Below are 23,136 nucleotides of genomic sequence, written 5' to 3' on the forward strand. Positions count from 1 at the left end.
CTGACTATGGCATTTCCTGTTGCTGAGTTTTCGATTTTTTCAATGCTTTATGCTGCTCCCTGCGTTGTTTAAAAAAAGCACTCAGCATAGTGGAGCACTCTTCCGCCAGCACACCGCCGGTAATTTCAATTTGGTGATTCATACCTGGATGGCGCAAGATATCAATCAAAGATCCCGCCGCTCCCGTTTTCATATCGCTGGCACCATAAACTAACCGTTGTATCCGGCTGTGTACCATCGCACCTGCGCACATGACACAAGGCTCTAAAGTGACATACAGTGTCGTATTCAACAAACGATAATTCTGCAATTGTCTCCCGCCCCGCCGTAACGCAATAATTTCTGCATGGGCAGTAGGATCATGGTCAGTGATTGGATGGTTAAACCCCTCAGCAATAACCTTATTATCTGCTACCAATACAGCACCAACCGGAATTTCACCCTTGGCTTGTGCCTGCATTGCTAAATCTATTGCCCGACGCATCCAGTATTCATCACTAAAATTTTCGGTCACTGTATATAATTCTGTCACTGTCCATTCTCTTACTTATAAAAATTCGACCTATTATACCCAATCACCGCAATCCACCGGTTCAATCTGAATTTCATCAAGAAAAGCATCAGGGAACAATTTCATACGCTCTGCCCTTTCACTCGCCATTTTTCTGCCTGATACCGTCAGAAATCCTGATTCAATGTTATCTTGCCAGCCGTCTTAAAGTTTTACGAAAACCACCTGACAAAGAAGTCAAAACGGAATTAATATCCGCTACTGGATTGCTGTTGCCATAAATGCGCGCCCACCAATGCTTTCCAGGGAGAAAAATCTGCCAGCCATTTTTCTGCCTGTCCCGCACTCACTTTGTTTTCCTGGCCGAGCAAATATTGGAGATTACGCCTGACGGCAACATCGCCATGCAGTGAACCATCCAGGTAACTAAATCCTCGTAGCAAGGTATAATTAACTGTCCACATGCCAATGCCCTTGATAGCCAGCAAGCCATCCGTCAGCCGTTTCACTCCATTTTCTCCTTGTGGAATATTTAGCTCCAATACCCCAGAGTCAATAAGTTGACAAACATGCAATAAGGCATTGGCTTTACCCATAGAAAAACCACACTGATAGAGATCATGCTGCGAATATTGCATCACCTGCTTATAATTCGGAAAACACAGTAACCCAGAAGAGTGCTGAAGCCCCACCGCCTGAATAAAACGCCGCCTAATGGAAATTGCTGCGCTTAAACTAATTTGTTGCCCGATAATTGCCCAACTAAGCGCTTCAAAAGGTGTCGCGGACTGATAAATGCGTAAACCCGTTTGCCTGTTAACCAATTCTCCAATAACGGGATGATCTTGATAGATAGATTCAAATACATCAACAGGTTGTTTCAAACCAAGCATATGGGAGGCTAGCATCGATAATGCTTCACGTTGTGAAGAACAATCTTTATCACCATTAATATCAAGCTGTATTTTCGCTCTATTCTTTTCCATTGTGATGGTCAAAAGGGCCGGATTTTCATACCAAATAATCCCTTTTTTAATTTGATTATGTTGTACGATTTCAGAAACGCCCATTTCATCCCTCTGATGAAAGGCCAAAAAATCTCTCGTGTGATAATTATTAGGTAATATAATTTCCGTTAAGCAGTTTGATTTCATTGGATAGCTCCAGAAGACACACAGAATTAATCTCACTATCTAACAAACTTTAAGTTTAGATACAATAGCAATTCAACCAACACAATTTATAAAGTAACATCATCGATTTTATATTTAATTAATTCCTCATTTAATTTTCTTATTTGATATTTTGACGGGCTTAACATTAATAGATAAATACCAATTGCCATAAGTAAAATCATACTTAACATGACTAAAAAGAAATCTAAAGCACTTCCGATAGTATTACTCAAGGCATCAACTTTGAATAAAAAAACAACCAGCACAACAAATGCTAAAGTGAAAAAATAAGTTGAAAATATCTTTTCAAAAAAATAAGTAAAGTAATAGCAAGAACTGACATTGACTTGAACCACACCAGAGTTTGAAACAAGGTATGTTTTCAACTTCTTAAGAATATCTATATATTCAGGACTCAATCCATCTTGTTTCAGCTTGATAAATATATTCCTAAATTTATCAGATTTTACCTTTGTAACATCAAACATTATCTCAGATGCAATTTCATATTTAATATAGTCTTTACTCAAATCATCTAAATAAACATTGTATTCATTGAGATATTTAATATACTTTTTTGCCTTTCTCTCTCTAAACACACAAACATCCGCATAAAGCTTCTTTAATACGGACAGAATAATACCAACAAAAGTCCCGATAAAACCCAAGATTTTCACAATATCATTACCATGTTTTACGATGTATTCAAGCATGTTTTCACTCTAAAGAATTTAAAACATACTTAAGTATATACTATAATAAATGTACTGAACTGCTTTCTGATGTGTTAACATCTTCCTCAGATAGTTTTTTTTGCATAATACATTTAGTTGTAATCATTTCTTTGTCAGATACATTTTTTATAAAATATATTGTATGAAATAACAAGAGATGATCTAGAGCAACAAATCAGGAAGAAGATTAAGCCTGAAATTAAAAGGCTTAATCTATGTAAGAGGTTGAAATGGCACTACTAATTACCAAGCGCTGCATTAATTGTGATATGTGTGAACCCGAATGCCCTAATCAGGCCATCACGATGGGCGCAGAGATCTACGAAATTGAGCCTGAACGCTGTACCGAATGTATCGGACATTACGAAAAACCAACTTGCCAATCTGTCTGCCCGATCACGAACACTATTATCCTTGATCCTAACCATCAGGAAACCGAAGAGCAGCTATGGGATAAGTTTGTGCTTCTACATCATGCTGATAAGATCTGAATCTGGCTTTTTTCGCATTGAATCCTTCCTGGTGGTGTACAAACAATGTTGGATACTCACGACGTATCTGCCACGGCCACTTGTATATACGGGTTTCACTTCGCCTCGCAGGATTGGATTGGTCGTTTTTCATACTTCCAAACGATAAAATTATTCCGCCGCAGATAAACATTCACCTTCCCCTTGCTGGTACTGGCCTTTTTCGTATGTAGGCCAAATACCAACGGACACATTGGGCCATGATATCGGCAGAATAATAGAGGCGTTTAAATGCGTTTCGGATCAGGGATATCATTCTGGACTCGCTCAAAAACAAGGGAACTTGCCTGATGTTACGCTAATGCGACAGAACCCGATCCTATATATGATTTAAAATTAACTCATCTAATGAATGATCTTAAAAATAACGTCTTTTTTATTAAAAAAGATGATAATTAATGGTGTTTTTTTCTAAAAAAAAATTAAATAAATTTTAATGAATTAAATATTCTCCTGTTATTTTGCGGAATTTTCCATCCATATATAATTTAATATGACTATACTATGATGATAGTACCTATCATTGATACGATACTAACATTCGGTTTGTTCAGATCATTAGTATATTATCACTATTGGTCTAAATTCTTTTAAAAAAATCTCATTTAGGATATAGCTATGCAGAACTATAAAAAATTTACAAATAAAACTGAATATAAAGTTGAAATTAAAGCGAAAATTAGAGATATAGATGATAAGCTGTTTAAACTAGTAATAGAACCTTTTTCCGATAATTTTTTTACCTATAATCAAGAATTTCTGTATTTGGAGTTTATACAATTTATAATAAATCCATTTGAGTTTAAAATTCTACTAGAGCTTATTCCTGGTGACGCCAAAAGTGATCTAAACGATTTTTTTATGTTATATAAGGAGTTTAAAATAGAATTTCTTAAACGCCCCTGTACTACAGGAAGTCCTGTTGAGTGTCTCTATCAAATTAAATTAATACCAGTGGATTGAATTTTAATATGATAAAGTTTGTGACTAACTAAAAGCATAATCTTTAATATTTTCATAACTAATTGAAAGGTGAATAGAATGATTCAAAGTAGATATATAGAAAATAAAACAGATTATAATTTGAATGTAGTAGTAAAAGACACACACAATGATAAATTATTAGATGCTATCATTCTACCTGGACATAAAAATTTTTTTAGAATAGATTTTGATGATGATCAATATCATTTTAATCATATGACGAAATTATATGTCAGTATCAAGGTGAATGGAGATACTTTCAGCACCTTGTTCTCGTCTTATGAGGTAGACACGGGTATTGATATTCTTTTCAATACATATCCAATAATTTCTGTTTACTTTGAGCTTGAAGGGTGTAGTTATTATCTAATAGGAAATAATCCCTAAAATCAAGTCCATCTGCGAATTACCTCTTTCAATCGGTATACCTTGGTTTCGCAGTATCTATTAACATAAATTCAGAGAGTTTATGTCTACTATCAACCAATCAGAAAACTGACCCAATACTCTGATAGTCTGTTGGGTCAGTTCGGCAATATGTAAATATCTATGAGGGTTTATGAAGCAAGTGCTAAGTTCTAACTCTGAATTTAATTTTCCAATATTACCGTCGCACAGGCATAACGCCGTTCATCTGCCAGTGTGACATGCATGGATTTTACCCCCAGTTTGTTAGCCAGCACTTCAGCCTCTCCATGAAGTTTCAACGTTGGTTTTCCCAATGGATCATTAATCACTTCAAATTGATTAAAAGCCAATCCATTGCGGATACCTGTTCCAAACGCTTTAGCGGCGGCTTCCTTGACAGCGAACCGTTTTGCAAGAAAGCGGACAGGCTGATTGTGTTGCTGATATTGTTGCCATTCCCCATCACTCAGAACGCGCCTTGCCAGACGTTCGCCTGAACGCCCGACAATTTCTTCAATGCGGGATATTTCAACAATATCTGTGCCTAACCCAAGAATGGCCATTAACGGCGGGCTTCACGCAATAAAGTTTTCATGTCCGCAACAGCCGCAGGTAAGCCACTGAATACAGCACGGCCAATAATGGCATGCCCTATATTCAACTCATAAATTTCAGGTAAGGCTGCAATACGCTGCACATTGTGATAGGTCAATCCGTGACCTGCATTGACTTGAAGCCCTTTAGCGGCTGCGTAAGTTGCGGCTTCTTTGATACGCTGAAATTCTTTTTCCTGCTGTATCTCATTCCCTGCATCTGCATAGGCACCCGTGTGAATTTCAATAAATGGCGCTCCAACTTCGACAGCAGCATCGATTTGTTGATGATCCGCATCAATGAACAAAGACACCAAAATCCCGGCTTCTGATAAAGTCTTAACAGCAGCAGCAATGTGCTCTTTTTGCCCAAACACATCTAGTCCACCTTCGGTTGTGACCTCCTGACGCTTTTCAGGCACTAAACAACAGAAAGCAGGTTTGATTTGGCAAGCAATTCCCACCATCTCATCTGTGACCGCCATTTCAAGGTTCATACGGGTTTGGATTGTATTTTTTAATAACTGGACATCTCTGTCAGTAATATGGCGGCGATCTTCACGTAGGTGAACTGTTATACCATCTGCACCCGCTTGTTCTGCAACAAATGCTGCCTGAACGGGATCGGGATATTGTGTCCCACGAGCATTACGTAAGGTTGCAATGTGATCAATGTTGATACCTAACAATACCTCGGCCATTTTTAGCTCCTGCAATAACATAAAATTCAGTAAAGTCTACACTCTTCATCATGAAAAAGTGGTTTACTTTAGTTTTCATTTTTCTTGTTGGGGTTATCAGTTTTTTTACGTACGAATTGACGAAATAGCTCACGGCTTTTTAACGGTTTTCCTCCCAGATAAGGTTTCAAGGCAATACGGGTAAAACGCTTCGCCGCTTTCAAGGTCACCTGATCGGGAAATTCGCTACTTGCCAACGCCTTGAGTTCATAACCTGTAAAACTGTGCTGATCCACAACTAAACTGGCGATAAACCCTTTTTCTTCACGATAACGGTAAGTCATGGTATCCGACACAGGTTCACCACTCCCTGCACAGTGAAGATAATCTACTCCGTACCCCATATTGGTTAGCAGCGCTAATTCAAAACGACGCAATGCGCATTCTGGTGTGTATTCACTCGCCGCAAGCGCTTGTAAACACTGGAGGTAATCAAAAAAAAGCGCGGGATATGCCGTTCCTTGCTCAAGGAGTCTGGACAAGAGTTCATTCACATATAAACCGCTGTAGAGCACACTTCCCGTTAAGGGGAGAGCCAATGAGATAGGCTCTGCGTCTCTTAATGTCTTGATTTCACCCCGCCCACTCCAACGAATAAGCAGCGGGGTGAAAGGTTGTAAGCAACCTTTTAGACTGGAGCGACGACTGCGGGCCCCTTTTGCTAAGACACGTACCCGCCCTTCATTTTCAGTAAAAAAATCCAGCAATAAACTGGTTTCACTGTAAGGGCGCCCGTGAAGCACAAAGGCTCTCTGCCAGCCGTCCATAAATCAGCCTTATAAGTCGTCAACGTAACCGAGGCTACGCAGCGCCCGTTCATCATCAGCCCAACCGGATTTCACTTTTACCCACAATTCCAGGTGGACTTTCATATCGAACAGCTTTTCCATATCCTGACGAGCTTCTATGCCAATCTTCTTGATTTTACTGCCTTTATTACCAATCACCATTTTCTTCTGGCCATCACGCTCTACCAGAATTAAACCGTGGATTGTATAACCTCCACGTTCATTAGTAACAAATTGTTCAATTTCTACTGTTACGGAATAGGGGAGTTCATCACCCAAAAAACGCATCAGTTTTTCACGGATGATTTCTGACGCCATAAAACGTTGTGAGCGATCCGTAATGTAATCTTCAGGAAAGTGATGTTCCGCCTGTGGTATATGATCACGCACTATGTTGGCGATAGTATCAACATTCATACCCTTTTCCGCACTAATCGGCACAACATCAATAAAATTCATCTGTTGGCTAAGAAAACCGATATGTGGCAGAAGAATGGTTTTATCCGTCACATTGTCCACTTTATTGATAGCCAGTAAGACAGGACAGCGTAAATGGCGTAATTTATTCACCACCATTTCATCATCAGGTGTCCAGTGCGTACCTTCCACAACAAAAATAACCAGTTCGACATCACCAATGGAGCTGCTCGCCGCACGGTTCATTAAGCGGTTGATCGCACGCTTTTCTTCAATATGAAGACCTGGTGTATCAACATAGATGGTTTGGTAAGCCCCTTCCGTATGAATCCCCATGATGCGATGCCGCGTCGTTTGAGGTTTACGGGAAGTGATGGATACTTTTTGGCCCAATAACTGATTCAATAACGTCGACTTACCAACATTGGGTCGACCGACTATTGCAACGAATCCGCAATAGCTTTTTTCTTCGCTCATTCAAGCTCCAGTTGTTTTAATGCTTGTTCCGCAGCCGCCTGCTCTGCCTTGCGGCGACTGGAACCGACTCCTCTGACAGGTTGTTCAAATCCACTGACCTGACAGTGAATTGTAAATTCCTGATCGTGTGCTTCCCCACGAACTTGAACAACCAGATATGTAGGCAACGGCAAATGGCGCCCTTGCAAATATTCTTGTAAACGTGTTTTAGGATCTTTTTGCTTATCGCCCGGGCTAATTTCATTCAAACGGGTTTCATACCAATTCAGGATAATGTTTTCGACTGTCTGAATATCGCTATCAAGAAAAATAGCGCCGATTAAGGCTTCAATGCTATCCGCTAAAATGGATTCGCGACGATGTCCTCCACTCTTTAACTCACCCGGCCCTAAACGCAGGCATTCACCTAACTCAAATTCTCTGGCCAGCTCTGCCAGAGTATTACCACGCACCAATGTTGCCCGCATGCGGCTCATGTCCCCCTCATCAACACGGGGAAAACGATGGTAAAGAGCATTAGCAATGACAAAACTCAGGATTGAATCACCAAGAAACTCCAGACGTTCATTATGCTTACTGCTGGCACTGCGGTGAGTCAATGCTTGAAGCAACAAATCGTGCTGTTTAAAGCTATATCCTAGCTTACGTTGTAACCGGTTCGTTATTATGGGGTTCATGTGCTACCAATTCAGTTAGAATTCATCAAATAAAAAGCACACGCAACAGACCTGTGAGGCGATACCAACCAGCAATTTATCCTGGGAACATTTTTTGCGGTATGCCTTACAAAACTGTTGCGTTTGCACTGGCTCCCAAGTATTCATCCTATTCAGGAGCCAGTCATCTCGTTTGAAAGAATATTCTACACTGTGAGATAAATTAATGCTGCGCTAATATATAAATATTAGTGAATTCCACCAATTCGACTGAAACGCACGCCAGTAGGCCATTCACCTTCCTGTTTTTCAAAGCTCATCCAAATGGCGGTTGCACGGCCTACCAGATTTTTCTCCGGTACAAATCCCCATGAACGACTATCATCACTATTGTCTCGGTTATCACCCATGGCAAAATATTGCCCTTCAGGAACAACCCAAGTTCCCACTGGCAAGCCTTCTTGAGAGAAACCAGGGAAACGCTGGATGACAGGAATAGTCAAAATATGGTGCGACACACTACCCAAAGTTTCGACTCTTTCGTCCTGGCGAAGAGCGTATGGCCCTACTGGTTCATCAACAGGAACTTGATAAACACCACTTATACGAACGCCTTCTGGTGTCACATCTTCTTTTATTGTCCATTCACTTGGGAACACATTCCGGTAAGTAACCGGTAAATCGCCCTTACATTGCGTATTCCAGCCACAGCCCGGATAAACCTGAAGCTCTTTATTGACATAATCGTAAACGATCTTATCCCCAGGCAAGCCAATAATTCGTTTTACAAAATCTATGCTTGGGTTCTTCGGATATTTGAAAACCGCAATATCTCCACGCTTAGGCTCGCCAGTCTTAATTAAGGTTGTTTGCGTAATTGGATCTTTTAAACCATAAGCAAATTTTTCAACCAGAATGAAATCCCCGATCAACAACGTCGGCATCATTGAACCAGAAGGGATCTGAAAAGGTTCATAAACGAAAGAGCGCAAAACCAACACAATGGCTAACACGGGAAAGACAGATGCAAGTGTTTCAACCCATGAAGGTTTGTTAAGTCCTTTAGCCAAAGCTTCCTGAGCTTCTGCGCCTGTCGCCTGTTCCTGAATATGAGCAAGTTTTTTCTTACGTTCAGGTGCGAACTTAAATCGCTCTATGCACCAGAGAATACCGGTGATTAACGTTGCTAATGTTAATATCAAGGCAAAAGTGTTAGCCATTTGAACTCCTTACGACCTTGTGTTAATTATCTTTGCCAACATGCAGAATCGCTAAGAAGGCTTCCTGCGGCAGTTCAACATTGCCGACCTGCTTCATGCGCTTTTTACCTTCTTTCTGTTTCTGCAATAACTTTTTCTTACGGCTGACGTCACCGCCATAACATTTCGCCAATACGTTCTTACGTAATTGCTTAACGGTAGAACGCGCAATAATGTGAGTGCCGATGGCAGCCTGAATTGCAATGTCAAATTGCTGGCGTGGGATCAGCTCTTTCATTTTTTCCACCAGCTCACGTCCACGGTACTGGGAATTGTCACGGTGAGTAATCAACGCCAGAGCATCAACACGCTCAGCGTTAATCAAGACATCCACACGAACCATGTCTGAGTCCTGGAAACGGATAAAATTGTAATCCAGTGAAGCGTAACCACGGGATGTTGATTTCAAGCGGTCAAAGAAATCCAGAACCACCTCAGCCATTGGAATTTCATAAGTCAGCGCAACCTGATTACCGTGATAAACCATATTTGTCTGCACACCGCGTTTTTCTACGCAAAGTGTAATAACATTACCAAGGTACTCTTTCGGCAACAACATATGACATTCTGCAATCGGTTCACGCAGCTCCTCAATATTGTTTAATGGCGGCAACTTGGATGGACTATCAACATAGATAATATCACCACTGGTTGTCTCAACTTCATAAACAACTGTTGGAGCCGTTGTGATCAAATCGAGATCATATTCACGCTCCAGGCGTTCCTGAATGATTTCCATATGCAGCAAGCCGAGGAAGCCACAGCGGAAACCGAAGCCCAATGCAGTCGAACTTTCTGGTTCATAGAATAATGACGCATCATTTAAGCTCAGCTTGCCCAAAGCATCACGGAATGCTTCATAGTCATCAGAACTTACCGGGAACAAACCAGCATAAACCTGCGGTTTGACCTTTTTAAAACCAGGCAGGGCTTTTTCCGCAGGCTGACGGGCCGTTGTCAATGTATCCCCAACAGGGGCTCCCAGAATATCTTTGATGGCGCAGACCAACCAGCCTACTTCACCACAATTCAACACATCACGATCAATACGTTTCGGTGTGAAGATACCCAGTCGGTCAGCGTTGTATACCTGTCCGGTGCTCATGACCTTAATTTTGTCACCCTTACGCAAGGTACCGTTTTTAATACGGACAAGTGAAACAACACCAAGGTAATTATCAAACCATGAGTCAATAATCAGGGCCTGTAATGGAGCATCAGGATCGCCTTCTGGTGACGGTATCTCTTTTACCAGACGTTCAATGACATCCTGTACGCCCACTCCCGTTTTTGCAGAACAACGAACGGCATCTGTTGCATCAATACCCACAATGTCTTCGATTTCTTCAGCGACACGCTCTGGTTCAGCCGCAGGGAGATCAATTTTGTTCAGAACTGGAACGACTTCCAGATCCATTTCAATGGCGGTATAACAGTTAGCTAATGTTTGGGCCTCAACCCCCTGACCTGCATCAACAACCAGCAGGGCACCTTCACAAGCAGCCAGTGAACGGGAAACTTCATAAGAGAAGTCAACATGCCCTGGCGTATCAATAAAGTTTAATTGGTAGACTTGCCCGTCATTTGCTTTGTAATCAAGGGTTACACTTTGTGCTTTGATAGTGATCCCACGTTCACGCTCAAGATCCATTGAATCCAGTACTTGTGCTGCCATTTCGCGATCAGACAAACCACCACAGATTTGAATAATCCGGTCAGAGAGCGTGGATTTACCATGGTCAATGTGGGCGATAATGGAGAAATTTCTTATTTGCTTCATTATTAAATCTTTTTTGCCTTAATATTTCTGAATCATTCGCCTATGGACACATTGATGGACATAAAGCGACAGTTTATTGGTTCGGCCACTGGCCTGAGGAGCTGTATTCTACATGCCAAGCCCGTGAAAACCAAACCCGTGAAAATTTCGCCATGCCTGTCGTTTTCAATATGACTCAGTCGTTTTCAGTAATGATAAATTAAAGTTGAAACTCGCAGGGTAAAACAGATTATTCTTGCTGTAGAACCTTAATCGAATCAGGGGGTAAACCAATTTGTAACACAACAGGCTGGTACGCTTGCAAATTATCCCAATACGCAGCAATCTTGCGAGCAAGGAAGAAACCGGCGATTCCACCACCAATCCCGCCTAAACAGATCCATAATTGGTCAATTGTCCAACACTGGAAAAATACTGCCCCCAAAAACAATCCCAGCAATGGCGTCAAATAAACTAGCATAGCTGAACGTAGCAGGCTGCTTTCAGGAATACCTACTTCAACCTTCTGACCCGGCTGGAGTGGTTGAGAAATCTCCAGTTCCAACTGATGGATACTTTCTGGCCCTATCTTTTCCAGTAAATAAGAACCACAGGTTGTTTTGGTTTGGCAGCTACCACAGCCTGAAGATGAGCCATAACGTAATAATGCCCGGCCTTTGTGCCAACGGACAACCGTTGCCCACTCTTTAACCATCAGTTTTCTCCTGTAAACGTCACGCTTGCTGCAATTCGTTCCGCTGTTGCGAAAGGCAGCTCACCAATGACTGTTATGCTATTTTTGCCTCTGGCCAAAGTATAAACCGTTCTTCTGCCTTGTCGAAATGGTTGCTCATCGACAATTTTTTTATCTGAGTTCACAACATTTACAGAAAAATTAAATAATCCATCACTATACATGATGGATTCTAACCATTCTGTCTCTGATAGCTTCTGGCTGTTACGTGAAATTTCTTTGAAACCGTCAGGCATTTTTCCAACCAGCCAATTAAATTTCAACTTATCAGCAGGAGGAATAAGTAACATAGGCGGTAGTTTCAAATTAGTAATCACATTCAATTCCGTTTTAATATTGTCATTCACAGTGGATGACACAACACGGAATTGCTCAATGACTGTTTTATTATCCTTATCTAATAGGTCAATCAGCAGAGGGAGATGATATTTCTCATCAATCAGAAGGTTATAGTTATAGCGAGATTTATCTTTCGCTATGATGCGTACAAAATTCACAGGGTGATCGCCAATATTCGTGCTGCCTGCATCAATAAAGCGATAAAATTTTTGCAATTGGGCAAAATCGGCAAAGATGATTGGTGGAAGATAATCGACGATATGAGAGCCACGGAGACTAAATGAGTCTAATCCAGGTTCGTAATAGCTGATTTGGTCACCGCGCTGGATAATTTCTCTACGTGAGCCATCCATTTGGATGATTTGAGCAATAACCTGCCCATCAATAATGGCATGACGGTAACGCAAGGGAATGAGAAATTGCTGCTCTAAAATGATAAAGCCAAGCTCATAATCCAGCGTTTGCACTGCCTTACTCATGTCCTGTAACAAAGCCTCAGCGTTGCTTTGTTGCGCTGAGGCCTTTAGAGGCGTTATCAGGCTACTCGCCAATAAAAAAACGACAACCCAAATACGTTTCATCACTGTTGTTGTGACTGTTGGGGCGCTTGCTGTTCAGGAGTCTGATTAGCCTGAGTAACACCATGATTTTTCTCAGAATGAATGCGTCGGGCGAGTTCATATTGCTGCAACATCGCATCAATTCGTTTATTGCTTTCTCGCACTTGCATATTCAAATCACCACCGAAAGTTTCTTCTTCGGCTGGAGTTGCTAAGCCAACTGTTGAGGCTGTACCCATCACCGGCAAGGTGTTAAAGGCCGGTGCTTCAAGTTGGTTATCTGTTTCAACACCACTATCACTATTATACTGCTGGACACTGACAATCACAGTCAGCGATACACAGGCTGCAACACCAATTTGTACAATTTGACTCTTCCATGCGCGGATTTTATGCCAGAATGGCATGTTAGCCCATGTTTCAGGCTTTGGCTGAGATTCCAGAACAGCCGTTGGATCAATATGAATGGGTTCTTTTTCAAGCGCCAACGCTACTTGACTTGCAATATCCAAATGCAATACTTTCCCCACATCACCACGCAGCACATCACGCACCAAATGATAGCGTTCCCACTGTTTCTGCATGACCGCATCTTCAGAGACCAAATGAACTACTTCACTATCAAGAGCTTCTCCATCCATTAATGCGGAAAGTTTTTCTCTTTGCATGCCAAAGTACCCTTCAATATTGTTTTGTCCCACTGTTTTCCACTATTTATTGTTGGATAAGTGGTTGAACTTTATTATCAATTGCTTCCCTTGCCCGAAAAATTCGGGAACGCACAGTGCCTACAGGGCATTCCATGATTTCGGCTATCTCTTCATAACTCAACCCATCCAACTCCCTCAACGTGATTGCTACCCTCAAATCTTCTGGAAGCGATTCAATAGTGCGGAAAACCACGTCCTTTAATTCTTCAGACAACATTAAGTTCTCAGGGTTCGAAATTTCTTTTAATGAACTTGACGTATCATAATTTTCTGCATCGTTGGCATCCAGATCATTGGATGGTGGACGGCGCCCCTGGGCAACTAAATAATTTTTCGCAGTATTAACGGCAATACGGTACAGCCATGTATAAAATGCACTATCACCCCGGAAAGAAGAAAGTGCCCGATAAGTCTTAATGAAAACCTCCTGAGCAACATCGGGAACGTCGCTTTGAGGTACGTAACGAGCAATCAGACTCGCTACTTTGTGCTGGTATCTCATCACCAGCAAATTAAATGCTTTTTGATCGCCCTTCTGGACGCGTTCAATCAGCATTTGATCCGTTAACTGCTCGCTCATCCGAGGTTCACTCTCCTGAGGTAAAACTCCACATTTATACTTAAATTAAACCAATATGATGTTCTGATTTCCCGAACAAGCATGACTTTGAGTATCAGTTCACTGTGAAGTTCAACTTTAGTTGTAATTTTGATTACAACCACCTGTTATTTTCGTATTGTACTTTTCTAAATCATAGCCGCTATTTCACAGGACACGCGATTTTAAACTGAGAAAAAGAAAACCTTTGTTTTATTATACCGAAAAATCCAATTTGCCATCTCAATAGTGCTAACATTATCAATAATAAAGATAAAAATCTGTTATTAACTGACGAAAGTCGCCTGAATATGTGTTATCCGAGGAACGAATCATTAATTCACTCACCTGAATATCCTGTCCTTGCCGTGACAATCCCAGTAATAGACGATGCAACGGCTTATCTTGCCTGTCACGAACATTGACGCGGAAATGGGTAAACCACCCCAAATCTGACGCCATTTTTTCAAATTGTTCACCAATTTCATAAGGTAGTACCAGACAAAATAACCCTGTCGGTGTAATCAATTCCCGTACACACGCCAATAACCCCTGATGCGTCAATGACTCCGTATAGCGAGCCTGATTACGGGCTTCGTTTCGACATGCAATCGCCGGCTCAAAGTAGGGAGGATTGCTGACAATCAAATCATATTGAGAGTTAATTTTCCGCAACTCATCTTGTTGCACATGTTGTCGCACGAAATCATGAATATCCTGCTGGTATACTCTAATACGGGAAGGCCACGGTGATTGCTGTACATTATCCACTGCCTGCATTGCCGCAAGATCATCCAGCTCCACCGCATCAATAAGGGTATCTTCGTTTGTACGTTGGGCTATCATCAACGCAATCAAACCACTGCCACATCCAATATCCAGACATCTTTTCCTGTTATATACTGGCGCCCAGGCTCCCAACAACACACCATCCGTCCCGACTTTCATCGCACATTTATCATGCCCAACAAAAAACTGTTTAAATGTAAAACCACCGCGGCGAAAAGCGGGTTTCTGTATCGATGCCATAACCTATTCTGCTGAAATTAAAATTTGTCATAGCATAAATCTTATGGCCGACGGATAAAAGCAACCTACTTATTAGGTGCTTTTATAGGATGAAGAATGCGCCCAACCTGTTTATAATCGGCGGCCCAAACAGAGGTATATGATGACTGCGACAAATTTTTCCGAATTCGAACTTGATGAATCCCTGCTTGAAGCACTGAACGACAAAGGCTACGAACGCCCGACGGCCATTCAGGCAGCAGCTATTCCTGCGGCTATGGACGGACGTGATGTATTAGGCTCAGCGCCGACCGGTACAGGTAAGACCGCTGCTTACCTGCTACCAACTCTACAGCATTTACTGGATTTTCCTCGCAAAAAATCGGGACCTCCACGTATCCTGATTTTGACGCCAACCCGTGAACTGGCAATGCAAGTGGCAGAACAGGCAAAAGAATTGGCGGCCCATACACATTTGGACATTGCCACAATCACTGGTGGTGTTGCCTACATGAATCATGCGGAAGTATTCAGTGAGAATCAGGATATTGTTGTCGCAACGACAGGGCGATTGCTGCAATACATCAAAGAAGAAAATTTCGACTGCCGTGCAGTGGAAACACTGATCCTTGATGAAGCGGATCGCATGTTAGATATGGGATTCGCCAATGATGTCGAAACGATTGCAGGTGAAACCCGCTGGCGTAAACAAACATTGTTATTTTCCGCAACCCTGGAAGGGGAATCCATCCGTGATTTTGCCGAGCGCCTGTTAACTGATCCTGTTGAGATCGATGCCGAACCTTCTCGCCGTGAACGCAAGAAAATACAGCAATTTTATTATCGGGCTGATTCGTTAGAACATAAAACAGCCGTGCTGTGTCACCTTCTCCAGCAACCTGAAGTGACTAAGTCCATTGTTTTCGTGCGCAAACGAGAGCGTGTTCGCGAACTTGTTGATTGGCTGAACCAGGCTGGCATTCAAGCGTGTTTTCTTGAAGGTGAAATGGTGCAAGCCAAGCGTACAGATGCCGTAAAACGCTTGAATGATGGTAAAGTCAAAGTTCTGGTCGCAACCGACATTGCTTCCCGTGGATTGGATATCGAGAATGTTAGCCACGTCTTTAATTTCGATTTGCCTCGTACCGCAGATGTTTACTTGCACCGGATTGGTCGTACTGCTCGCGCAGGCCGTAAAGGAACTGCCATTGCTCTGGTTGAAGCACACGATCACCTGCTTTTGGGTAAAATCAGCCGTTACCTCAAAGAACCTTTGAAAATACGAGTGGTTGATGAGCTTCGTCCGCAAACCAAAGCGCCAAGTGAGAAAAAAAGCAATAAGCCATCCAAAAAAGTATTGGCAAAACGCAAAGAGAAGAAGAAGAAAACAGAAGAAACAAAGAAAAATCGCGTAAAAGTTCGTCATCGTGATAGCAAAAATATTGGTAAACGCCGCGCTCCTTCTGGCGATCCCAGACCAGAATTAACTGAATCCAGCAACGATTAACTAATAAGCGATTGTAGAACATGGGCGAAGCCATACGGTGAATTCGCCCATGTTCCGGCGACTGAACGCTAAATATTACACAGCATAATGCTGCTCACTTTGCTGCGATGTCATATCTGTATCTGTAACATCCGCTGACGCCAACATGGTATTGCTATTATTTAACCAAGGCTTTTGCTCCGCCATCAATTCGAGAACAGCTTCCAAAAAATGCGCCTTAAAGGTATGTAAGCCATATCGATTTGGCAACATGACATCCCATATACTCTCTAATTCATATTCATAATTAAGCTCTATTTTGTGCCCCATCGGTTGACGAATTGGCAATGTTTTTTGCAAGTTACCCAACCAATCGTGTTCAACGGTATAATGTCGAATCAAGCCACTGTCAGCCAATTCACGAGCGACTTCGGGTGAAACCCCCATATGTTTCAATGTAGCGTCAGAAACACTAACAGAATTGTAAATAACTGCTGGTTTTCCTGTTGCCAGTGCAGCCACGGTTGCTAATCCTCCCCCCAATGAATGCCCTGTGAAAATGACATTTTCACCAAGTACTCCTAATGCCTTATGTGCCAATTCCACGGCTTGATTATATTGTTTTTCATTGTAACCAAGCCCTTGACGAATACTTACCATAAAATCCTTTAATTCATTCGATCCTGTGAAAGAGACAATATACAGTCCCTTATTATGGTAAACACCGGCCTGAAATCCTGTTGAATAATCATTAAGAGTGTCAGGATCAATACCTAATTTTGATAAATCCTCATCAGACAGACGCACATAATCGCCAATCCCTAAACTCGTTTGTCGATAAACATCACGGGTAACCAGCGTCAAGTTATAATCGACCAGTTTAGATTGTTTTCCCGCAATATCATTAGCTTTCAATTCAGGAGCTGGCATTGTGCTGGCATTTAAGTTATTAACCAATGATTGATAGAGAGCATTAGCCTGCTTGGTATTTTCTGAAAGTGAAATGATCGGGGGAGCAATGCGATCAACTTTGTCAGGTGGTGATTGAGCTGAAGAATTAGGTTGAGGTTGTAGCACATTTTCTTGTAATGAATAGATCCCTGACCCACTGAAAAAATCGGTATTAACTGATAAAGTCATAAAATTCTCCTGCAGATTATTTAAATTTGGTGTGGTTTAAAATCCCAAACTCTCTATCGGCAGAATTTTTAACAATATTAAAACAAATTTAATTTTTAATTAACAAAATTAATTCCCATAATTAAAACATGGAAATAAAAAAGGGAGTATTGATTCTCCCTTTGGATTTTTTGCTTGATACAAAAACTACAAGCTTTCTGTAAAAGTACGCGCAATAACATCACGTTGCTGTTCTGGGGTCAGTGAGTTAAAACGCACAGCATAACCAGATACACGAATAGTGAGTTGAGGATATTTTTCGGGGTGCTTTACTGCATCTTCCAACGTTTCGCGGCGCAGAACATTAATATTCAGATGTTGCCCGCCTTCTACACGTACAGCCGGCTTGACCTCCAGCGGAATCTCGCGATATTCAAATTGCCCCAACTCCTCTTTGGCAACAATCTGGTCTTCATCGTAACCTGCTTTGGCACAGATGCAACGCGCTTCATTTTTTTCATCATCCAACAACCAAAAAGAATTCATCAATGCAGCGTTATCAGATTGGGTAATTTGAATCCCAGTAATCATTTATACCTCCAACATCATCAGCTTAGTTATTCAGTCAAACCATCATTTAATCAACCATTGTTCTTGATTTCCTGTATACCAGTACAAATGATAAGATTCTTTGATTGTAATCAACTAATTTCATAAGGTTATTGATAATAAATTCGTAACATTATGTTTTAAATCAGTTTTTATAACAGGGTTGAATGAAAATTTTTTCATATTTTTTCAAAAAAATTTATAAAAATAGATTTTCATCCTGAGAATTAAGCTTAGATTGGGATCTGAGGGTTTCCCTATCCCAAGGGAATCGGTAAGCTTAAGTCATCTGATAATCATTTAGAAAGGGATTGGCTATGTCCACACCTCTCACATGGCACGATGTCATCGGCAATGAAAAGAAACAGCCTTATTTTGTTGATACATTGGCTTATGTTGCCAATGAACGTCAGGCTGGAAAAACCATTTATCCGCCTCAAACAGATGTTTTTAACGCATTCCGCTATACCGAATTGGCGGATGTAAAAGTCGTGATTTTAGGACAAGATCCTTACCACGGTCCGAATCAGGCTCACGGTTTGGCTTTCTCTGTACAACCGGGTATTCCTGCTCCGCCTTCTCTCGTCAATATGTACAAAGAACTGGAATCGGACATTGCTGGATTTACTCGCCCAAATCACGGTTGCTTGATAAGCTGGGCAAAACAGGGAGTATTATTGCTTAATACCGTACTCACTGTTGAGCGTGGTAACGCACATTCCCATGCTCATTTGGGTTGGGAAACATTCACTGACAAAGTTATTACAGCAATCAATGAACATCGCAACGGAGTCATTTTCTTGCTTTGGGGATCTCATGCCCAGAAAAAAGGCCATTTCATTGATATCCGACGCCATCATGTATTAAAAGCCCCCCATCCTTCACCTTTATCTGCTCATCGTGGTTTCTTAGGCTGTAAACATTTTTCACAGGCCAACAACTTATTGAAATCACAAGGATTATCTCCAATAGATTGGGAACCTCAATTGTCCGAATAACCGATCTCTGCCTACAAAAATGCCGCCTTTCTAATGGCGGCATTGCATCACGAGAGAGCGTAACCTTTATTTAGAAACAGCAACCATTGCAGGGCGCAATAGACGACCATTCAAGGTATAACCTTTCTGCATCACCAACATAACCTGATTAGGTTCATGCTGATCTGATTCCATCATAGTCATCGCCTGATGCACTTCTGGATTGAAAGGGACATTGGTGTCACTGACCACTTCAACGCCAAACTTACCCACTGAATCGATAAAAGATTTCAGAGTCAGTTCAATACCTTCAACCATTGGCAGTAACGCTTCATTGGTACGATCAGCCGCATCTAATGCACGTTCCAGATTGTCGATGACCGGCAAAAGTTCATTGACAAATTTTTCCAATGCAAATTTATGTGCTTTTTCTACATCCTGCTCAGTACGACGGCGAATGTTTTCGATTTCAGCACGTGCACGCAACAAAGCATCACGTTCATTAGCCTGAGCCTGTTTCAGTTGTTCTTCCAACTCAGCAACACGCGGATCAACAACGTTTTCAGTCTCTGGCGCATCTGCCTGTTCCGCATTTATTTGTTGCTCTGATACATTTTCTGTATTTTCTGCGACTTGCTCGTCAGGTACTTTTTGGTCTTTACTACTCATGAATATCTCCGCGTATTTTGTATTATCTTCGCCATTTGAGCTTATTATGGGGATCAAAACGCGGGATTCAAGGGAACAACCATTATTGTGAGGGCAAAACCATATGCTGAAGGAAATAACAGCAATGAATAATGAATTCAAATGCATCGGTATTGTCGGTCGTCCACGTCACCCGGAAGCGCTGGCCACCCATGAAATGCTGTACCATTGGCTGGTATCTAAAGGTTATTGCGTCATTGTGGATAGACAGGTCGCGAAAGACATTAATTTAAAAGGTGCTCAGACTGGGGGATTGACAGAAATTGGTAAAACTGCCGACCTTGTGATTGTTGTCGGTGGGGATGGCAATATGCTCGGTGCAACCAGAGTATTATCACGTTATAACATCAAAGTTATTGGTATCAACCGAGGAAATTTGGGCTTTTTAACGGATTTGGATCCCGATAATGCTTTGCAACAACTATCCGAAGTTTTAGATGGCAAATATCGAGACGAAAAACGTTTTCTGCTTGAGGCTCAAGTGACAAAAAGCGGACATAAATCCCGCCGTAGCACTGCATTAAATGAAGTCGTACTACATCCAGGCAAAGTTGCCCATATGATTGAATTCGAAGTATATATTGATGAACGTTTTGCTTTTTCTCAACGTTCAGATGGCTTAATCATAGCAACACCCACTGGCTCTACAGCCTATTCACTGTCTGCCGGAGGGCCTATATTAACCCCAAACTTAGATGCTATCGTGCTAGTGCCGATGTTTCCACATACGCTCTCGGCACGCCCTCTCGTTATCAGCAGCGAAAGCAGCATTCGCCTCAAATTTGCCCAAAATAGCAATGACTACGAAGTCAGTTGTGACAGCCAGATCGTCCTGCCAATCCAAGATGGTGAAGAAGTAATCATCAAACGCAGTGACTATAATCTGCACTTAATTCACCCAAAAGATTACAACTACTTCAATACACTCAGCACAAAACTGGGTTGGTCGAAAAAAATGTTCTAAAAACGAGTTTCGCTACTTTACTGTATAAAAAACCAGTTTATACTGTATGGAAGCACAGACATGTTTTTATACAGTAACGTGTTTATACACAATAATAAAGAAGGAGGAGCACGATGCTGACTCAATTGACCATCAGTAACTTTGCTATCGTTCGCGAAATTGAAATTGATTTCCGCCCGGGAATGACGGCAATCACAGGTGAAACCGGAGCCGGTAAATCCATCGCGATTGATGCATTAGGTTTATGTCTTGGCAATCGTGGCGAAGCTAACATGGTTCGCCCGGGTGCTCCGCGTACCGATCTTTGTGCCTGTTTTTCACTGGCTGATGCTCCTTCTGCCCGCAAATGGCTTATCGACCACCAGCTTGATAGAAGTTTTGATGATGACAATGAGTGCCTGCTGCGTCGTACAATTACTGCGGATGGGCGCTCTCGCGGTTTTATCAATGGCACTGCTGTACCACTTTCTCAATTACGTGAACTGGGTTCTCATCTGATTCAAATTCACGGGCAACATGCTCACCAGTTATTGTTGGAAAATCGTCACCAAAGGCGCTTATTGGATATTTACACGGGTGATTTCGAACTCCAGCAAGAAATGAAACAGGCTTACCAACAATGGCACCAAAGCTGTCAGGCTCTCTCCCAATTCCAACAACAAGCTCTTGAACGTCGCTCACGTCAGCAATTGCTGGAATATCACCTGAAAGAACTGGACGAACTGTCACCACAGCCAGGTAATTATCAAGAACAGGATAGTGAATACAAACGGCTGGCAAATTGCGGGCAATTTTTGTCCGTCAGCCAAAATATCCTCCAGATTTTAAGTGATAATGATGAACAGAACATTGTCAGTCTTCTTAGCTATGCCCGCAATGAACTGACAGAGCTTGCCAACATGGATCACAAACTCAGTGGCCTGCTTAACATGCTGGAAGAAGCTGCTATCCAAATCAATGAAGTTAGTGACGAGTTACGTCATTACAGCGACCAACTGGAACTGGACCCCAATCGTTTATTTGAACTGGAACAAAAAATTTCCCAACAAATCAGCATGGCCCGTAAACACCATGTTGCGCCAGAAGAGTTACCTGCATTACATCAACAATTGTTGGAAGAACAGTATCAATTATCCCAGCAGGAAAATGATTGTGCCCACCTTAGTGAACTTGTCAGTTTGCATTACCAGCAAGCCTTGACTGTGGCAGAAAAATTGCACCATGTTCGCCAGAAATATGCCGCAGAATTGGGACAACTGATAACAAACAGTATGCACCAACTTTCTATGCCTCATGGCCGTTTTACCATTGATGTTACCTTTGAAGCGGAGCATTTAAATATTGATGGGGCCAGCAAAGTTGAATTCAATGTCACAACCAACCCCGGTCAACCTCATCAACCATTAGCAAAAGTGGCATCAGGTGGTGAACTTTCCCGTATTGCACTGGCAATCCAGGTCATTACAGCGAAAAAAATGGAAACCCCTGCGTTGATTTTCGATGAAGTTGATGTAGGCATCAGCGGTCCAACAGCGGCAATTGTTGGGCGTTTGCTACGTGAATTGGGGGAATCGACCCAAGTTATGTGTGTCACCCACTTACCTCAAGTCGCAGGATGTGGACATCAGCATTTTTATGTCAGCAAGCAAACCGACGGTGAAGAAACTGAAACCCAAATGCAACTATTAGATAAAAAAGCACGACTTCAAGAACTCGCGCGGCTTTTGGCGGGAAGTGAGGTTACAAAAAATACTTTGGCTAATGCAAAAGAGCTGTTAGCGGCATAAATTGAGACAACTTTCTTGTATAATTGCAGTCATAGGTAAATGCATAGAGGTTTTCAATCTCTTCAATGTTTATTATTATCGACGGCCTAACTCCTAAAGGAATGTAATTACTATGCGCTGTAAATTGTTGACTGCCGCTACTGTATCTCTTGTTATGCTGACTGCGGGTTGCTCCATGTTTGAGCGAATTGTTTATCGTCCTGATATTAATCAAGGGAACTACCTTACGCCGGCTGCGGTATCAAAAATCCATAAAGGAATGACTCAGCAGCAAGTTTCTTACACTTTGGGAACACCAATGCTGACCGATCCGTTTGGGAGCCAGACTTGGTATTACATATTCCGCCAACAACCAGGCCATGGGAAAACAACTCAGGAAACTCTGACACTTACCTTTGACAACCAAGGTGTGCTAACTGATATCAAGGATGAAAAATCACTGCCAGAGAATCAGTGAGATGTGTGTTTTATTTATTCGCCAGTAGA

The 23,136-nt window shown here is 41.8% G+C and carries 26 protein-coding genes and 1 pseudogene; 8 read left to right on the plus strand and 19 right to left on the minus strand.

Annotation, left to right across the window (positions count from 1 at the left end; genetic code table 11):
* Positions 1-4 precede the first annotated feature (4 nt).
* From tadA to ACE1SE_RS12085, 3 genes are all read right to left on the minus strand, one after another.
* Complete coding sequence (gene tadA, locus ACE1SE_RS12075; protein WP_374051105.1) at positions 5-532, minus strand: tRNA adenosine(34) deaminase TadA; 528 nt, start codon at positions 530-532, stop codon at positions 5-7.
* A 227-nt stretch (positions 533-759) separates the two neighbouring features.
* Entirely contained in the window at positions 760-1,581 is an 822-nt protein-coding gene (locus ACE1SE_RS12080) for a DNA-3-methyladenine glycosylase family protein (RefSeq protein WP_374051106.1), read from the minus strand.
* Positions 1,582-1,751: 170 nt separating this feature from the next.
* Positions 1,752-2,399, minus strand: a complete 648-nt coding sequence (locus ACE1SE_RS12085; protein ID WP_374051107.1) for a hypothetical protein — start codon at positions 2,397-2,399, stop codon at positions 1,752-1,754.
* 251 nt (positions 2,400-2,650) lie between these two features.
* On the opposite strand from ACE1SE_RS12085, the gene ACE1SE_RS12090 reads away from it, so the two are divergent.
* Positions 2,651-2,911, plus strand: a complete 261-nt coding sequence (locus ACE1SE_RS12090; protein WP_099132125.1) for a YfhL family 4Fe-4S dicluster ferredoxin — start codon at positions 2,651-2,653, stop codon at positions 2,909-2,911.
* 208 nt (positions 2,912-3,119) lie between these two features.
* Here the strand turns inward: ACE1SE_RS12090 and ACE1SE_RS12095 are convergent.
* A pseudogene (locus ACE1SE_RS12095) lies at positions 3,120-3,203 on the minus strand (IS6 family transposase); the annotation flags it as partial.
* 365 nt (positions 3,204-3,568) lie between these two features.
* On the opposite strand from ACE1SE_RS12095, the gene ACE1SE_RS12100 reads away from it, so the two are divergent.
* Positions 3,569-3,913: a hypothetical protein gene (locus ACE1SE_RS12100; RefSeq protein WP_374051108.1), complete on the plus strand. Its 345-nt coding sequence runs from the start codon at positions 3,569-3,571 to the stop codon at positions 3,911-3,913.
* Between the two features lie 78 nt (positions 3,914-3,991).
* Positions 3,992-4,321, plus strand: a complete 330-nt coding sequence (locus tag ACE1SE_RS12105) for a hypothetical protein (RefSeq protein ID WP_374051109.1) — start codon at positions 3,992-3,994, stop codon at positions 4,319-4,321.
* A 203-nt stretch (positions 4,322-4,524) separates the two neighbouring features.
* Here ACE1SE_RS12105 and acpS read toward each other — a convergent pair whose 3' ends face one another.
* The 12 genes from acpS to trmN form a co-directional block, all read right to left on the minus strand.
* Positions 4,525-4,905 carry a holo-ACP synthase gene (gene acpS / locus ACE1SE_RS12110; protein WP_374051110.1) on the minus strand — a complete coding sequence of 127 codons (381 nt, stop codon included), beginning with the start codon at positions 4,903-4,905 and terminating at the stop codon, positions 4,525-4,527.
* Positions 4,905-5,636, minus strand: coding sequence for a pyridoxine 5'-phosphate synthase (pdxJ, locus tag ACE1SE_RS12115; protein ID WP_374051111.1), 732 nt, complete (start codon positions 5,634-5,636; stop codon positions 4,905-4,907). Before pdxJ ends, acpS begins: the two co-directional genes overlap by 1 nt.
* 68 nt (positions 5,637-5,704) lie before the next feature.
* Positions 5,705-6,442, minus strand: a complete 738-nt coding sequence (gene recO / locus ACE1SE_RS12120; protein ID WP_374051112.1) for a DNA repair protein RecO — start codon at positions 6,440-6,442, stop codon at positions 5,705-5,707.
* Between the two features lie 9 nt (positions 6,443-6,451).
* Complete coding sequence (era, locus tag ACE1SE_RS12125) at positions 6,452-7,357, minus strand: GTPase Era (RefSeq protein ID WP_374051113.1); 906 nt, start codon at positions 7,355-7,357, stop codon at positions 6,452-6,454.
* Positions 7,354-8,034, minus strand: a complete 681-nt coding sequence (gene rnc / locus ACE1SE_RS12130) for a ribonuclease III (RefSeq protein WP_374051114.1) — start codon at positions 8,032-8,034, stop codon at positions 7,354-7,356. Before rnc ends, era begins: the two co-directional genes overlap by 4 nt.
* A gap of 227 nt (positions 8,035-8,261) precedes the next feature.
* Entirely contained in the window at positions 8,262-9,233 is a 972-nt protein-coding gene (gene lepB / locus ACE1SE_RS12135) for a signal peptidase I (protein ID WP_374051115.1), read from the minus strand.
* A 22-nt stretch (positions 9,234-9,255) separates the two neighbouring features.
* Entirely contained in the window at positions 9,256-11,052 is a 1,797-nt protein-coding gene (gene lepA / locus ACE1SE_RS12140) for a translation elongation factor 4 (RefSeq protein WP_374051116.1), read from the minus strand.
* Positions 11,053-11,281: 229 nt separating this feature from the next.
* Positions 11,282-11,746, minus strand: coding sequence for a SoxR-reducing system protein RseC (rseC, locus tag ACE1SE_RS12145; RefSeq protein WP_374051117.1), 465 nt, complete (start codon positions 11,744-11,746; stop codon positions 11,282-11,284).
* Positions 11,746-12,705 (minus strand): sigma-E factor regulatory protein RseB, encoded by a 960-nt coding sequence (gene rseB, locus ACE1SE_RS12150; RefSeq protein WP_374051118.1) that lies wholly within the window; start codon positions 12,703-12,705, stop codon positions 11,746-11,748. The genes rseC and rseB overlap by 1 nt, the downstream gene beginning before the upstream one ends.
* Positions 12,705-13,352: an anti-sigma-E factor RseA gene (rseA, locus tag ACE1SE_RS12155; protein WP_374051119.1), complete on the minus strand. Its 648-nt coding sequence runs from the start codon at positions 13,350-13,352 to the stop codon at positions 12,705-12,707. Before rseA ends, rseB begins: the two co-directional genes overlap by 1 nt.
* Before the next feature lie 46 nt (positions 13,353-13,398).
* Positions 13,399-13,974, minus strand: a complete 576-nt coding sequence (rpoE, locus tag ACE1SE_RS12160; protein WP_374051120.1) for an RNA polymerase sigma factor RpoE — start codon at positions 13,972-13,974, stop codon at positions 13,399-13,401.
* 279 nt (positions 13,975-14,253) lie between these two features.
* Entirely contained in the window at positions 14,254-15,021 is a 768-nt protein-coding gene (trmN, locus tag ACE1SE_RS12165) for a tRNA(1)(Val) (adenine(37)-N(6))-methyltransferase TrmN (protein ID WP_374051121.1), read from the minus strand.
* 142 nt (positions 15,022-15,163) lie between these two features.
* Here trmN and srmB point away from each other — a divergent pair, with 142 nt between their 5' ends.
* Complete coding sequence (srmB, locus tag ACE1SE_RS12170) at positions 15,164-16,507, plus strand: ATP-dependent RNA helicase SrmB (RefSeq protein WP_374053663.1); 1,344 nt, start codon at positions 15,164-15,166, stop codon at positions 16,505-16,507.
* Positions 16,508-16,582: 75 nt separating this feature from the next.
* On the opposite strand, the gene ACE1SE_RS12175 is transcribed toward srmB, so the two are convergent.
* Positions 16,583-17,626, minus strand: a complete 1,044-nt coding sequence (locus ACE1SE_RS12175; RefSeq protein WP_374051122.1) for a Tle-like phospholipase domain-containing protein — start codon at positions 17,624-17,626, stop codon at positions 16,583-16,585.
* A 186-nt stretch (positions 17,627-17,812) separates the two neighbouring features.
* Positions 17,813-18,196, minus strand: coding sequence for an autonomous glycyl radical cofactor GrcA (grcA, locus tag ACE1SE_RS12180; RefSeq protein ID WP_374051123.1), 384 nt, complete (start codon positions 18,194-18,196; stop codon positions 17,813-17,815).
* Between the two features lie 335 nt (positions 18,197-18,531).
* On the opposite strand from grcA, the gene ung reads away from it, so the two are divergent.
* Positions 18,532-19,212, plus strand: coding sequence for a uracil-DNA glycosylase (ung, locus tag ACE1SE_RS12185; protein ID WP_374051124.1), 681 nt, complete (start codon positions 18,532-18,534; stop codon positions 19,210-19,212).
* Between the two features lie 66 nt (positions 19,213-19,278).
* Here the strand turns inward: ung and grpE are convergent, their stop codons facing one another.
* On the minus strand, positions 19,279-19,860 hold the full coding sequence (gene grpE / locus ACE1SE_RS12190; protein ID WP_374051125.1) for a nucleotide exchange factor GrpE: 582 nt from the start codon (positions 19,858-19,860) through the stop codon (positions 19,279-19,281).
* A gap of 124 nt (positions 19,861-19,984) precedes the next feature.
* Between grpE and nadK the strand changes: the two genes are divergently transcribed.
* From nadK to bamE, 3 genes are all read left to right on the plus strand, one after another.
* Positions 19,985-20,863 carry an NAD(+) kinase gene (gene nadK / locus ACE1SE_RS12195; RefSeq protein ID WP_374051126.1) on the plus strand — a complete coding sequence of 293 codons (879 nt, stop codon included), beginning with the start codon at positions 19,985-19,987 and terminating at the stop codon, positions 20,861-20,863.
* Between the two features lie 113 nt (positions 20,864-20,976).
* Complete coding sequence (gene recN / locus ACE1SE_RS12200; RefSeq protein ID WP_374051127.1) at positions 20,977-22,650, plus strand: DNA repair protein RecN; 1,674 nt, start codon at positions 20,977-20,979, stop codon at positions 22,648-22,650.
* Positions 22,651-22,762: 112 nt separating this feature from the next.
* Positions 22,763-23,107 carry an outer membrane protein assembly factor BamE gene (gene bamE / locus ACE1SE_RS12205; protein ID WP_374051128.1) on the plus strand — a complete coding sequence of 115 codons (345 nt, stop codon included), beginning with the start codon at positions 22,763-22,765 and terminating at the stop codon, positions 23,105-23,107.
* Positions 23,108-23,136 lie beyond the last annotated feature (29 nt).

Origin of the sequence: Xenorhabdus taiwanensis, from assembly GCF_036512875.1 — a bacterium.
GTDB lineage: Bacteria > Pseudomonadota > Gammaproteobacteria > Enterobacterales > Enterobacteriaceae > Xenorhabdus > Xenorhabdus taiwanensis.